This window comes from Methylobacterium sp. 17Sr1-1, from assembly GCF_003173775.1.
GTDB lineage: Bacteria > Pseudomonadota > Alphaproteobacteria > Rhizobiales > Beijerinckiaceae > Methylobacterium.
Map to the genome: position 1 here is coordinate 2,090,025 of NZ_CP029552.1, position 12,286 is coordinate 2,102,310.

Consider the following 12,286-nt stretch of genomic DNA (forward strand, 5'->3'; position numbering starts at 1 on the left):
TCTAAGCCATGCTTCCTGAACGGCGCCCGGTCGTGCTCTGCGCCGACGATTACGGCCTGAGCCCGGGCGTCAGCCGGGGCATCCTCGCGCTGGCGCGGGTGAAGCGCATATCAGCCACCGGCGCGATGACCAACATCCCGGCCTTCCCGGAGGCGGCGCCGGCCTTGAGGGAACTCTCCGGCACGGTCGGCCTCGGTCTCCACCTGACCCTCACCACGGGCGAACCCCTCGGCCCGCTGCCGCGCCTGGCGCCCCTCGGGCGCCTGCCGCCCCTCGGGCGCCTGCTGCGGTTCGCCCTGTCGGGAAAGCTGAAGCCCGCGGATGTCCGCCCCGAGATCGAGCGCCAGCTCGACGCCTTCGCGGCGGCGATGGGCCGCCTGCCGGATTTCGTCGACGGGCACCAGCACGTCCACGTCCTGCCGGGGGTGCGGGGGGCGCTCCTCGCGGCGCTCTCGGCGCGGGGCTGGCGGGGCTGGCTGCGCGACCCGGGCGACACGCTGGGGGCGATCCGGGCGCGGCCTCACCCCGGCAAAGCGATGGTGGTGGCGGGGCTCGGGCTCGGCTTCGGGTCGGCGGTCCGGCGGGCGGGGTTCTCCGCCAATCGGGGCTTCTCCGGCTTCTCGGACTTCGCGGAAGGGGAGGGATTCGCGGAGGCCTTCGAGGCGAGCTTCCGGGCGCTCGGCCCGGCGCCGGTGGTGATGTGCCATCCCGGCGAGATCGACGAGGCCTTGAGGGCCCTCGATCCGGTGGTGACGAGCCGGCCGCTGGAACTCGCCTATCTCGGATCGGGCAGGTTCGGGGATTTCCTGGAGCGGGAGGGCCTGCGGCTGGTGCCGGGTCCCGTCTCATAGAAAACCCCCTCGCCCGGGCGGGAGAGGGGGCTTCGAAGACGGCTACGCCGCGTCGATCAGGCGATCGCCTCGCCGTACATCTTCTCGACGTGCTCCCAGTTCACCAGGTTCTCGATGAACGCCTTGAGGTAGTCGGGACGGCGGTTGCGGTAGTCGATGTAGTAGGAATGCTCCCACACGTCGACGCCGAGGATCGGCTTGGCCCCGTGGACCAGCGGGTTCTCGCCGTTGGGGGTCTTCATGATCTCGAGCTTGCCGTTCTTCACCGCGAGCCAGGCCCAGCCGGAGCCGAACTGCGACACGCCGGCCTGGATGAAGTCGGCCTTGAACTTGTCGGTGCCGCCGAGGTCCTCGGCGATCTTCTTCTCCAGCGCGCCCGGGATCGCGCCGCCGCCGTTCGGCTTCATCCACTGCCAGAAGTGGATGTGGTTGTAGTGCTGGCCGGCATTGTTGAAGAGCGGCTGGTTCTGGCCGTAGGAGGCCTTCACCACCTCCTCGACGCTCTTGCCGGCGAGCTCCGAGCCCTCGAGGAGCTTGTTGCCGGTATCGACATACGCCTTGTGATGCTTGTCGTGGTGGAACTCCAGGGTCTCCTTCGACATGTAGGGCTGCAGCGCGTCGTAGGCGTAGGGGAGTTCGGGCAGCGTGAAGGCCATCGGCGTGTCTCCGGATCGCATGGGGTCAACGCGGCGAGACCTCGGGGGCACCGCCGCGGCACCCGCGTCTACCTAAGTCGGCCGCTCGCCGGCGGCAACGCCGCCGGCCCGTCGCGGCAGCCGCATCCCGGGATTTGCCCATCCGCCGGGCTTCGGAGACTGCGCAAGCGCGGCGATTTTGCAAAAGCGGGCGCTGCCCCTAAATCTGGGCCGTAGCGGGCGGGGCGCGAGGCCCCGGTCCCGCCCGTTCGGCTGCCCCCCCAGCCGGCGTCCCATCTCGCCAGTCCGAGAGTCCGATGATCGTCGCGTTGACCGTGCTCGCCCTCCTGATGCTGATCGGCGGTCTCGCCGCGATGGTGCAGGGCATTCCCTTCGTGCGGCTCGAGGTCGGCTGGACCATGGTGATCGCCGGCACCGTCGGGGCGAGCGGCGGCGCGGTGCTGCTCGGAATCACCGCCGCGGTGGCGCGGCTCGCGCGCATCGAGCGGGCGCTGGCGGCGCGCCCCGCGGCCGAGCGCTCCGTCGCGGCGGACTCCGCCCCGACCGGGACCTCCGCCATGCCGGCCCGGTCCGCCCGCAGCGAGCCCGTCCTGCCGCCGATCCCGTTTCCGGCGCCCGCGCCGCACCCGGCCGAGCCGGCGGGCGTCAACGGCGGCGCGGCGCTGGCGGCCGGTGCCGCAGGCGCGGCCGTGGGGCTTGCGGCGAGCGAGCTGCGCCTGACCCGGGCCGAGGATCCGGACCTGACGGCAGGGCGGCAGGAGCCGGTCATGCATGAGCCGGTGCTGCAAGAGCCGGTCCCGCATGAGGCTGTCCCGCACCAGCCGCTCGCGCACGAACCGGTCGCCCGCGAGCCCGAACCCTACCGGTCCGACCTGCACGAGGCTCCGCCGCACGAAGCCGCGCCTCACGACCCGCTGCCGCCACCGCCACCGCCGCCGGCGGAGGAGCCGCGTCCCGTGGTCGAGGAGCGGCACGACGCGCCGCCGCCCCCTCCGCCCCCGGAGCCGGCGCCCCCGGCCCCCGAGCCCGTCGCCGAAGCGCCCCGGCCGGAGGATCCGTCCTACGGGGAGCCGCCCCATCAGGAGCCGCCCCTCGACGAGGCGCTGGCGAAGACCGTGATCGGCACCTACGATTCCGGCGGCAACACCTACACGATGTATGCCGACGGCACGATCGACGCCGAGACGCCGGCCGGGCGCTTCCACTTCGCGTCGATCGAGGAGCTGAAGGCGTTTCGCGGGGCCGGCGGCGAGGGCGGGGCCCGCGGCGCCTGAACCCGGCGACGACGCGTCCGCTACAGCGCCGCCAGCGGGTTGAGCGCGGCGTTGCGGGCCGGCAGCGGCGCCAGCATCGTGAGGGCGAGGCCGCCGGGCGCGTAGTCGGTGGCGACCTCGGCCTGGACCTGGGTCGTCAGCACCCGCTGCAGGAGCCGCGAGCCGAAGCCCTGGCGGGTCGGCGGCGCCACCAGGGGACCGCCGGATTCCTGCCAGTGGAAGCGCAGGCGCGGCCGGTCCGCGCCGGGCTCGACGCTCCAGCGGATCCGCACCCGCCCCGCGCGGTTCGACAGCGCCCCGTACTTGGCGGCGTTGGTGGTCAGTTCGTGGATCGCCATGCCGATCGGCACCGCGATCTCGGAGGGCAGGTCGACCGCCGGGCCGTCGAGCTCCACCCGCCCGCCGGTGCCGGGGCGCATCTCGCTGTCGGCGTAGGGCCGCAGCTCGTTCTCCAGGAGGCCGCGCAAGGAGGCGGTCTGCCACACGTCCTCGGTGAGCACCGAGTGGGTGTGGGCGAGCGACATGATGCGGCCGACGAAGGCCTCGTAGAAGCTGTCGATGCTCGACGCCGTCCGGGCGGTCGAGCCGACGATGGCCTGCACCGTCGCCAGCGTGTTCTTCACGCGGTGATGCAGCTCGCGGATCAGCAGCGACTGGCGCTCCTCGGCCAGCCGCCGGTCCGTGATGTCGGCGACGACGCCGATCAGGCGCCGCGGCAGGCCCGCCGGCCCGTCGCGCTCGAAGCGGCCGGCCATCTCGATCGTGCGCCAGACCTCGCCGCCCTCCGCCTCCGGCCGGCGGATGCGGGTCGTCGCGTGCAGCACCCCGTCGCCGTGGAGCGCCGCGGCCACCGCCCGGCGGAAGGACGCCTTGTCCTCCGGATGGACCACCGTACGGAAGAATTCGCGCATGCTGATGGTGCCGTCCTGCGGCCGGCGGCCGAAGATCTCCCACATGCGCTCGTTCTCCCAGAGGGACTGGTCGTCGAGCACGTGCCACTCGAAGATGCCGAGGGCCGCCACCGTGGTCGCCACCCGCAAGCGCTGCTCGCGGTCGTGCAGGGCGCGCCGCGCCTCCTCCCGGGCGGTGACGTCCTGCAGCACGCCGATCATGCCGGTGAGCGTCCCGTCGGGGGCGAGGGTCGCCCGGCCGCGGGCGGAGATCCAGGCCTCCTGGCCGTCATCGGCCCGGCGGAAGCGCAGCTCGATCGCGTAGGGGAGCACCTTGGCGACGGCGTCCTGTACCGTGGCGCGGATCCGGTCGAGGTCGTCGCGGCCGACGGCGTCCTGCAGCTCCGCCCAGGCCGGCATCGCCCCGGACGGATAGCCCAGGATCGCGGCGGCCCGGTCGGACAGGGTGACGCGGCCGTCGGCCGGGCTCCAGCTCCACTCGCCGAGGCCGGCGGAGGCGAGTGCCAGATGGGTCTGCTCGGGGTGGATCTGCGGGGCGGAGGGGGATCGCGCCGGGGGTGCCTGAGCTCCGGCCGCGGCCGCCTCGTCCGCGACGGCCTCGACCGAGAGGATCCGGCACCCGTCCCGCTCCGGCCCGGCCCGGAGCCGCACCCGCACGGGTGACCCGTCGGCCCGGCGCCACCGGGTCTCGCCCGTGAGCTCCTGGCCCGTGAGCTCCTGGCCCGTGAGCTCCTGGCCCGTGAGCTCCATGCCGGATCCGGATCCCTGCGCGTGTGCGAGATCGGCCAGGCGGCAGCCGGTTAGCGCCTCCGGTGTCGTGCCCAGGAGGGCGCCCAGCGCCGGGTTGGCGGCGAGGATGCGCCGGTCCGGCCCGCCCAGGCAGGCGAGGGCGACCGGCGCGCCCTCGAAGGCGAAGCGCGGGAAGGGTTCGTCCGGCAGGCCGGGGGCGGCGTCGGGCCTCTGGTCCAATGCGGCGCAATCCTGGTGAAACGGGGTGACGGAGGGCGGGGCGTCTCCGCGTCCCCGCGCGGCGTCCCGAGCCGACATGCCCCGCCCGGCCCGGCTTGGCGGTTTCGCGGACAAAACCATGCCTCTCCGCGCGTCCGGCGGCAAGGTCGCCCGTCCCCGCTCCGCGCGCGGTGCGCCGGAGCACGCTCCGGGGCAAGACCTGCACCCGGCCGCTAGCGGGCCGGCATGTAGCGGATCGCCGCGAGCGGGATGCCGGCGGGGGCCACCAGATGGCGCCAAGCTTGATCGTCATCCGCTGCTCGAGGAGCTTCATGTCCGACCGGACGGCGGCGAATTCATTCTTCGTCTCGACCTTGAAGGCCGCCAGTTCCGACCGGACGGCAGCGAATTCGCTCCTGGTTTCGGCCTGGAACGCCGCGATCCCGGACCGGACGTCCATGAACCCGGCCTTCACCGAGCCTTCGAGGCCTTGCAACCCGCCCCGGGTCGGCAGGCCGCCCTGGACCGCCTCGGCGAACACCTCGGACAACCCCTCCGCCTGCTCGGCGGAGAGGTGGGCCCGCTCCCGCAGGGCGCGGGCGAATTTCAGGGTGTCGAAGGCGACCGCGCCCATGCCCGAGAGCCTGGCATGGGCCGGGGAGCTCCGACAGGACCTCAGGGTTGTCCCGGGCCTGTTCGACGACCGTTCTGCCGCGCGGTGTCGACGGCACGCCGCTCGTTGCCTGCGGTTGCGCCATCTGCAAATCGCACTGCACCGGAGATGCGGCCGGTCCCGGGAACCCCGGCGCCCCTGCGGCGTCACCCCCGACCGGACTGCAACCCGCGAAGGAGATCCCCCATGGCCGAGGAACAGAAGCCCATCAACCCGCTGGAGCGGCGCGAGACCATCGGCATCGAGGACGGCAACCGCCACGACGGCGAGGCCGTGACCCCGAGCCGTCACGGCACCGGCACCGACCGGGGCGGGGCGAAGGCACCCCAGCCGGCCCCAAAGGCGACCCCGTCCGACACGCCGCAGCGTTAACCGGAGATTAGGGTTAACGACTTATCACCGCGGTCACGAGGGCCGTGGGAGCGGGGTTGCCAGATCCCAGGCCCGCCCCTGGAGTGGCCGATGCCCGCGACCGTCGAGACCCGTCCCGCCCGCTCGACCCCCCTGCGGCGGCTCGCCGTCGCCGGGATCGTGGCCCTGATGGCGTCGGGTTGCATGTCGCGCGATCCGCTCAACTCCCTCAAGTCCCTCACCACCGGCTCGTTCTCGTCCCTCTCCACCGGCTCGATCGACGCCAACGCCCCGCCCGACACATCGCGGCGCGACGTCGGGCGCCTCGCCGCGCGCTACGAGCGGGACCCGGCCGATATCGGCACGGCCATGGCCTACGCCCAGGCCCTGCGGGCGACCGACCAGGGCGCCCAGGCCGCGGCGGTGCTGCAGCAGACGGCTCTGCGCAACCCGAAGAACCCGGCGGTGCTCGCCGCCTACGGCAAGAGTCTGGCCGAAGTCGGCCGCTTCGCCGAGGCGGCGGAGGTCTTGCGCAACGCCCACTCGCCGGCCAACCCCGACTGGCGCGTGCTCTCGGCGCAGGGCGCGGTGGCCGACCAGACGGGCGACCACGTCCAGGCCCAGCGCTACTACGAGGCGGCGCTCAGGATCGTGCCCGGCGAGCCGGCGGTCTTGTCGAATCTCGGGCTGTCCTATGCCCTCGCCAAGCGCCTGCCCGAGGCGGAATCGACCTTGCGCCAGGCCGGCGCCGATCCCCGCGCCGACGGACGGGTGCGCCAGAACCTCGCCCTGGTACTCGGCCTCCAAGGCCGCTTCGGCGAGGCCGAGCAGGTGCTGACCCGCGACCTCGGCCCGGCCCAGGCCGCGCAGAACGTGGCGGCGTTGCGGGCATCCCTCTCCCAGCACGCGATGTCCCAGCAGGCCGCCGGGAAGGCGGCGAGGGCGGCCGAGAGGATGGGCGGTGCGAAGGCGGCGCTTCCGCAGGTGACGGCCTCCGCGATGTGAGGGGCGGGCCGCGAGGCCTGGACGTCCGCTTCACCCCTGTTTCTCCCTGTCCGGGCCCGCACGGCCGGAACGGTGGGGAGGGAGATCCGGGACGGGAGCGTGCAAGCGAAGCGACGCCGCCGTGCCAGTGCCCCCCTCACGGCTCCACCTCCGCGGCCTTCCGCGCCGGCACCGCCCGCTCCCGCCGCAACCCCGCGCTCCCCTCGCGGGCGATCGCCGCCGCGAACAATCCCCGCAGGGTGGTCGCCAGCGTCGCCAGGTCGTGATGGCAGGCGACGCGGGCGCGGCCGACCCGGCCCATCGCGGCGAGCGTCGCGTCGTCGGCCCGCAGGATGTCGCGCAATGCCTGCATCAGGGCCGTCGCGTCGCCCGGGGGCACGATGCGGCCGCACCCCTCGTCGACCAGCTCCGGGATGCCCGCCACGGTGGTGGTCACCACCGGCCGCTCCAGGGCCAGCGCCTCGAGGAGCACGATCGGCAGGCCTTCGGCGAAGCTCGGAAGCACCAGGGCGCGGGATTCCGCGATCGCCGCGCGCACCTCGGCGCTGCTGCGCCAGCCGCGGAGTTCGATCAGGTCGCCGACGCCGTGGCGGGCGATCTCGGCCTCGATCGCCGGGCGGCTCTCGCCGTCGCCGATCAGCACCAGGCGGAACGGCGCCTCGGTCGCGCGCAGGGCCGCCACAGCTGCGGGCAGGTAGACCTGCCCCTTCTGCGGGCAGAGCCGGCCGACGCAGATCAGTGTCCGGCTCCCCCCCGCCGGGCGGGCGGAGGGCACGAAGTCCCTGAGGTCGAGGCCGCAGCGCGCCACCGCGATCTGGTCGCGGTGCTGCGCTCCGCCGAAGCGCAGGAGCTGCCCGCGGCAGAAATCCGAGATCGCCACCGCGAAGGCGGCACCGGAGAGCTTCAGCGCCAGCCCGTCCTCGGCGGCGGTCAGGAACTCGTCGGGCCCGTGAGCGGTGAAGCTGTAGCTCGGCCCGCCCATGGTGCGGGCGATCAGCGCCACCGCGGCGGCGTTCGACGAGAAATGCACGTGGGTGTGGGCGATGCCCTCGCGGCGTAAGGAGCGCAGGAAGTACACCGCTTCGAGGAAATAGGCCGCGTGCCGCACCGCCCCGCCGGCCGAGCGGCCGAGCCGCGCGGCGAGCCAGGCGCCGCGCAGGAACGCCGCCGGGCCGGTGACCGCCTGGCGCAGGGCGGCCAGGCCTAACCCGCGCAGGTTGCCGCTGAGGATGTAGTGGGTGCGCGCCTGATCGGCGACGTCGTCGGGATCGACGAGGGGCTGGTGCCAGCGCCGCAGCGCGAAGCGCCGCACCGTCACGCCCTGGGCCTCCAGCGCCGCCATCTCGCGCCGGATGAAGGTGGAGCTCGTCACCGGAGCGGTGTTGACCAGGTAGGCGACCGTCATCGCGCCGGAAGGGACGGGGCCGGATTTCACCGAGCCGGATTTCGTGTGGCCGGATGTCATGGGTGGCGACGCTCCCGATGCACTGTCTCGCGCGCGGGAGTGGCGTTCCCGTGCCGCGCGATCGTTGAGGCGCAGCCTAGGGGCTGCCCTGCCGCCCGGGAGCGGTGGAATTCGGCGGCGTCCCCGCCCAGAAATGCGGGCGGGTTTACGCCTTTCGGAGGTCCCGGCGCCGACGATTGCGACGCTTACCCTGCGGACAGGGCCGGTTAGCCTCTGGTGAGCCGCGGCGAGACCCGGCCCAGCTTCGGCACAGCCATGCAGCGTCCCCTGATCATCCTCGGTACCGGCGGCAACGCCCTCGATCTCCTCGATCTCGTCGAGAGCCGGCCCACTCCCTGGCGGGTGGCCGGCTTCCTCGACGACGCGCGCCCCGAGGGCGACGTCGTCGCCGGGCTGCCGGTGCTGGGGCGCCTCGCCGAGGCGCGGCGTTTCGCCGAGGACCCCGAGGCGGGCTTCGTCAACGCCATCGGCAGCGAGGCCAGCCACCGCGAGCGCCTGAGGATCGTCGCCGGAACCGGGCTCGACCCGACGCGCTTCGCCACCCTGGTCCATGCCGCCGCTTCGGTCTCGTCCCGGGCCGTTCTCGGCCCGGGGACCTGCATCCATGCCGGCGCCAGCGTCGCCGGCCAGGTCGTGGTCGGGGCCCACGTCGCCATCGGGCCCGGAGCGATCGTCGGGCACGACACGGTGATCGAGGACGGGGCGGTGCTCGCGCCGGGCTGCCTCGTCAGCGGCTTCGTGCGGCTCGGGCGGTCCTGCTACGTCGGGGCGGGCAGCGCCCTGCGCCAGCGGGTCGTCATCGGCGAGCGGGCGCTGGTCGGCCTCGGGGCGGTGGTCCTGCGCGACGTGCCGCCGGGCGCCACCGTGGTGGGCAATCCCGCCCGCACCCTGCGGACGGGGGCGTGAGCGCCATGACGAGCACCAAGGCTGAAACGACCGGCAAGGCTGGAACGACCGGTAGGTCCGGTCCCCGCGTCTCGGTCGTGCTCCCGCTCCGGGCGGGCTTTTCCGTGGAGCCGGCGCTGGCGTCCCTGCGCGCCCAGACTTTCGGCGATTACGAGGTCCTGGCGGTCGGGGCGGGGGCGGCCGAGGCCGCGTCCCTCGCCGCCGACCCGCGGGTGCGGGCCCTGCGTGATGAAGAACCCGGCCGCTGCGCCGCCCGCAACCGGGGCGTCACCGCCGCCCGGGCCGAATGGGTGGCCTTCCTCGATCCGGGCGATGCCTGGCGCGAGGACCATCTCGCCGAGCTCGTCGCCGCGACCCGCTTCGGCGACGCCGTCGCGGTGTTCGGCAACCCGGTCCTGGGAGAGGGCGGACGACCGCTCCTGCCAATGAGCGTGCCCTCGGGCCGGGTCTCCGACCCGTTCGACTTCGCGCTCCGGATCGGCGCCGCCCCGCTGCGGGCGAGCGCGGCGCTGATCGAGCGGGCGGCGGCGATCGATGCCGGGCTTTTTCCGACCCGCTGCGGCGGCGGGCCGGAGCTCGACCTGTGGGGCCGCCTCGCCCTGCAGGGGCTGTTTCGCTACGTCGCCCGGCCGACGGCGGTGCTGGGGCCGGCCCCTCCGTCGCGGCGCGTGCCGGCGCCGCCGCTGCTCGCCGCCACCCTGACGCGGCTCTTCGACGAGGGTGCGGTGCCGGCGGAGCTCGCTCCCTCCGCCCGGCGCTGCCGCAACCGGCTGATGCTCGACCATGCCCGCAAGCTCGCCGAACTCGGCCGTCCGGCCGAGGCGCGGGCCGTGCTGGCGCGGGACTGCGTCCCGGGCCTCGATCCGGCCCGCTACCTCGCGGTGCTCGCCCGCATCTGGCGGGCGGGCCGGGCCTGGCCGGCGCCCGGGGCGCTCGCCGGCTCGCCCTGATCCGCCCGCACCACCGCGTTCCAAGCAGACTTGCGTCGGCAAGCCAGCGCTTCGTTCGCCTGGGTTTTTGTTTTGCCGCAGGTTTCTATCGCAAAGCCGGGTCCCGCTTTTGCGAAACCTGCTCAGCCTCAAGGGTTACTTGATGAGCCTCGTCAAGCGCGCCGTCCTGCTCGTCTCGGGCGAGCGCTACCTCGTCCTCTCGATCACGCTGTGCCAGACCGCCCTGGTCTCGCGCCTGCTCACCCCGGAGGAGGTCGGCCTGTCGATGCTCGGGGTGGCGCTGGTGCAGGTCATCGACGGCATGCGCGATTTCGGCACCACCAACTACATCATCCACGAGCCGACGACCTCGCAGCAGAGCGCGCGCACCGCCTTCACGGTGCTGTTCGCCCTGTCGCTGGCCTTCGCGGTGGCGCTGTTCGCCTCGGCCGGGCTGTGGGCGCAACTCTACGGCCAGCCGCTGCTCGCCTCCTACCTGCGGGTGCTCTCGGCGAGCTTCCTGCTGGTGCCGTTCTCCGGCCCGCTGATGGCGCTGATGCGCCGCGACTTCCAGTTCGCCTCGCTGATGTGGGTCAATGTCGGCACCTGCCTGACCTACGCCGTGGTGCTGATCGCCCTGGCGCTCCTCGGCTTCGGGGCGATGAGCTTCGCCTGGGCCACGGTCGCGAGCGCGGCCGCCACGATCGCCCTGAGCCTCGCCGGCCGCCCGGAACCGGGGATCTACCGTCCCAGCCTCCAGGGGTGGCGCACGGCGCTCGCGATCGGCGGCTTCTCCAGCGTGACGACGCTCCTCAACCGCGCCTACGACCTCTTGCCGATCTTCCTCCTCGGCCGCTTCGGCGGGCCGGACCTCGTCGGCCTCTACGGCCGGGCGCAGGTGGTGAGCCAGCTGCCCGACAAGATGATCCTCGGCAGCCTCGGCGCGGTGATCCTGCCGATGTTCGCCGCCGACCGCCGCGACGGCCGGGCGCTGGCGCCGACCTACCTCGCCTCGATCGGCAACATCACGGTGGTGCTCTGGCCGGTGGCCCTGCTGCTCGCGCTCATCGCGCAGCCGGTGGTGCTGGTGCTGCTCGGCGCGCAATGGCTCGCCAGCGTACCGATCGTGCAGGTGCTCTCGCTCGCCTCGATGATGACCTTCCCGGCGATGCTGACCTATCCGGTGCTGCTGGCGAGCGGCGGCCTACGCGACACCCTGACGGCGAGCTTGATCGGCCTGCCGCCGAGCGCCGCGATCATCGCCGCGTCGGCCTCCGGCGGACCGCTCGCGGTGGCGGCGACGCAATTCGTCACCGTCCCGCTCCAGGTCGGGATCGCCCTGTCCTTCATCCGTCGCCGGGTGCCGTTCAGCCTCGCCGATCTCGCCGGCGCGCTGCGGATCAGCGCCCTCGTCACGGTCGCGACCGCGCTGCCGCCCCTCGCCGTCATCGCGCTCTCCGGCCGGGGCTTCGCCCTGACCATCCCGCAAGGGGTGCTCGCCGGGTTCGGAGGGGCCGGCGCCTGGCTCGTCGCGATGCTGCTCCTCGACCATCCGGTCGCCGGGCACGTGCGCGAGACGGTCCGGCCGGTGGCGATGATGCTGCGGGCGCGGGTGGTGCGGGTGGGGCGGTAGGCATCGCGACGCGCGGTCGTCGTGCCCTGCCGGGATCCCGGCGCCCGAGACGAATGCGGGCGGGGGACTACCACGCCAATCACGATCGCCCGGCCTCAAGCTTCCACGAGAGCCTTCGACGAACCGGTATCCGCTTCGCCGAAGGCTGCGCCGGCGGCGACGGTCGTCACGCCGCGGCGGCCTTCGCGGCATGCGCCGCCTGGATCTTCTTGCTCAGCCAGTACGAGTAGCCGACCGTCGAGTTGTCGACCAGGGTCGTCACGCTGGTCACATAGTTCGTCACCAGGTCGCCGTACTGGCCGAACAGGTTGTAATCCTGCTCGACGACCTTCGACAGGGTGTTGGCCTTGCGCAGCAGCAGCGAGCCTTCATAGATCCGCAGCAAGCCGGCCCGCCAGTCCTGATTGATCTTCCAGAGCTGCTTCACGAAGGCGCCCTGCATCGCGTAGAGCTCGCCGATCGTGTCAGAATCGGGGTTCTCCGACAGGAGCTGTGCGGTCCCGACCGCGTTGGCGGTGCTGCGCGTCGCGAGTTCGCCGACCAGGGCCGAGCGGCGCAGGGGCGCCCCGACCGGCGTCGCGGCGACCGGCGCTTGCTCGGTCGCGGTCAGGGCCGATTGCACGAAGGCGGCGAGCGGCGCCGGCAGGATGGAGGCGGGCGTGGTGGTCGGGGGTGTCATCACGA

General features: G+C 73.4%; 11 protein-coding genes. 7 read left to right on the top strand and 4 right to left on the bottom strand.

Going from position 1 to position 12,286, the window contains the following annotated elements:
- The first annotated feature begins 8 nt into the window (after positions 1 to 8).
- Positions 9 to 851 (top strand): ChbG/HpnK family deacetylase, encoded by an 843-nt coding sequence (locus DK412_RS09435; protein ID WP_109971746.1) that lies wholly within the window; start codon positions 9 to 11, stop codon positions 849 to 851.
- A 56-nt stretch (positions 852 to 907) separates the two neighbouring features.
- On the opposite strand, the gene DK412_RS09440 is transcribed toward DK412_RS09435, so the two are convergent.
- Positions 908 to 1,507 (bottom strand): superoxide dismutase, encoded by a 600-nt coding sequence (locus tag DK412_RS09440; RefSeq protein ID WP_048429540.1) that lies wholly within the window; start codon positions 1,505 to 1,507, stop codon positions 908 to 910.
- Between the two features lie 296 nt (positions 1,508 to 1,803).
- Here DK412_RS09440 and DK412_RS09445 point away from each other — a divergent pair, with 296 nt between their 5' ends.
- Positions 1,804 to 2,781, top strand: a complete 978-nt coding sequence (locus tag DK412_RS09445; protein WP_204165538.1) for a hypothetical protein — start codon at positions 1,804 to 1,806, stop codon at positions 2,779 to 2,781.
- 20 nt (positions 2,782 to 2,801) lie between these two features.
- On the opposite strand, the gene DK412_RS09450 is transcribed toward DK412_RS09445, so the two are convergent.
- Entirely contained in the window at positions 2,802 to 4,661 is a 1,860-nt protein-coding gene (locus tag DK412_RS09450) for a PAS domain-containing protein (protein WP_245447517.1), read from the bottom strand.
- An 838-nt stretch (positions 4,662 to 5,499) separates the two neighbouring features.
- Between DK412_RS09450 and DK412_RS09455 the strand changes: the two genes are divergently transcribed.
- Together DK412_RS09455 and DK412_RS09460 are read left to right on the top strand one after the other, a co-directional pair.
- Entirely contained in the window at positions 5,500 to 5,685 is a 186-nt protein-coding gene (locus DK412_RS09455) for a hypothetical protein (protein ID WP_109971748.1), read from the top strand.
- 90 nt (positions 5,686 to 5,775) lie between these two features.
- Positions 5,776 to 6,669 carry a tetratricopeptide repeat protein gene (locus tag DK412_RS09460; protein ID WP_109971749.1) on the top strand — a complete coding sequence of 298 codons (894 nt, stop codon included), beginning with the start codon at positions 5,776 to 5,778 and terminating at the stop codon, positions 6,667 to 6,669.
- A 136-nt stretch (positions 6,670 to 6,805) separates the two neighbouring features.
- Here the strand turns inward: DK412_RS09460 and DK412_RS09465 are convergent, their stop codons facing one another.
- Complete coding sequence (locus DK412_RS09465; RefSeq protein ID WP_204165539.1) at positions 6,806 to 8,134, bottom strand: glycosyltransferase family 4 protein; 1,329 nt, start codon at positions 8,132 to 8,134, stop codon at positions 6,806 to 6,808.
- A gap of 255 nt (positions 8,135 to 8,389) precedes the next feature.
- On the opposite strand from DK412_RS09465, the gene DK412_RS09470 reads away from it, so the two are divergent.
- The 3 genes from DK412_RS09470 to DK412_RS09480 all read left to right on the top strand — a co-directional run bounded on the left by DK412_RS09470 (position 8,390) and on the right by DK412_RS09480 (position 11,602).
- Positions 8,390 to 9,040, top strand: a complete 651-nt coding sequence (locus tag DK412_RS09470) for a NeuD/PglB/VioB family sugar acetyltransferase (protein WP_109971751.1) — start codon at positions 8,390 to 8,392, stop codon at positions 9,038 to 9,040.
- A gap of 5 nt (positions 9,041 to 9,045) precedes the next feature.
- Complete coding sequence (locus DK412_RS09475; RefSeq protein ID WP_109971752.1) at positions 9,046 to 9,990, top strand: glycosyltransferase; 945 nt, start codon at positions 9,046 to 9,048, stop codon at positions 9,988 to 9,990.
- A 142-nt stretch (positions 9,991 to 10,132) separates the two neighbouring features.
- On the top strand, positions 10,133 to 11,602 hold the full coding sequence (locus DK412_RS09480) for an oligosaccharide flippase family protein (RefSeq protein ID WP_162596166.1): 1,470 nt from the start codon (positions 10,133 to 10,135) through the stop codon (positions 11,600 to 11,602).
- A gap of 166 nt (positions 11,603 to 11,768) precedes the next feature.
- Here the strand turns inward: DK412_RS09480 and DK412_RS09485 are convergent, their stop codons facing one another.
- Positions 11,769 to 12,281, bottom strand: a complete 513-nt coding sequence (locus tag DK412_RS09485; RefSeq protein ID WP_109971754.1) for a hypothetical protein — start codon at positions 12,279 to 12,281, stop codon at positions 11,769 to 11,771.
- Between the last annotated feature and the right edge of the window lie 5 nt (positions 12,282 to 12,286).

Excerpts from the sequence above, each read along its gene's own strand:
- DK412_RS09435 (WP_109971746.1), top strand. The coding sequence starts at position 9 with ATGCTTCCTGAACGGCGCCCGGTCGTGCTCTGCGCCGACGATTACGGC.
- DK412_RS09440 (WP_048429540.1), bottom strand. The coding sequence starts at position 1,507 with ATGGCCTTCACGCTGCCCGAACTCCCCTACGCCTACGACGCGCTGCAG.
- DK412_RS09445 (WP_204165538.1), top strand. The coding sequence starts at position 1,804 with ATGATCGTCGCGTTGACCGTGCTCGCCCTCCTGATGCTGATCGGCGGT.
- DK412_RS09455 (WP_109971748.1), top strand. The coding sequence starts at position 5,500 with ATGGCCGAGGAACAGAAGCCCATCAACCCGCTGGAGCGGCGCGAGACC.
- DK412_RS09460 (WP_109971749.1), top strand. The coding sequence starts at position 5,776 with ATGCCCGCGACCGTCGAGACCCGTCCCGCCCGCTCGACCCCCCTGCGG.
- DK412_RS09465 (WP_204165539.1), bottom strand. The coding sequence starts at position 8,134 with ATGACATCCGGCCACACGAAATCCGGCTCGGTGAAATCCGGCCCCGTC.
- DK412_RS09470 (WP_109971751.1), top strand. The coding sequence starts at position 8,390 with ATGCAGCGTCCCCTGATCATCCTCGGTACCGGCGGCAACGCCCTCGAT.
- DK412_RS09475 (WP_109971752.1), top strand. The coding sequence starts at position 9,046 with ATGACGAGCACCAAGGCTGAAACGACCGGCAAGGCTGGAACGACCGGT.
- DK412_RS09480 (WP_162596166.1), top strand. The coding sequence starts at position 10,133 with ATGAGCCTCGTCAAGCGCGCCGTCCTGCTCGTCTCGGGCGAGCGCTAC.
- DK412_RS09485 (WP_109971754.1), bottom strand. The coding sequence starts at position 12,281 with ATGACACCCCCGACCACCACGCCCGCCTCCATCCTGCCGGCGCCGCTC.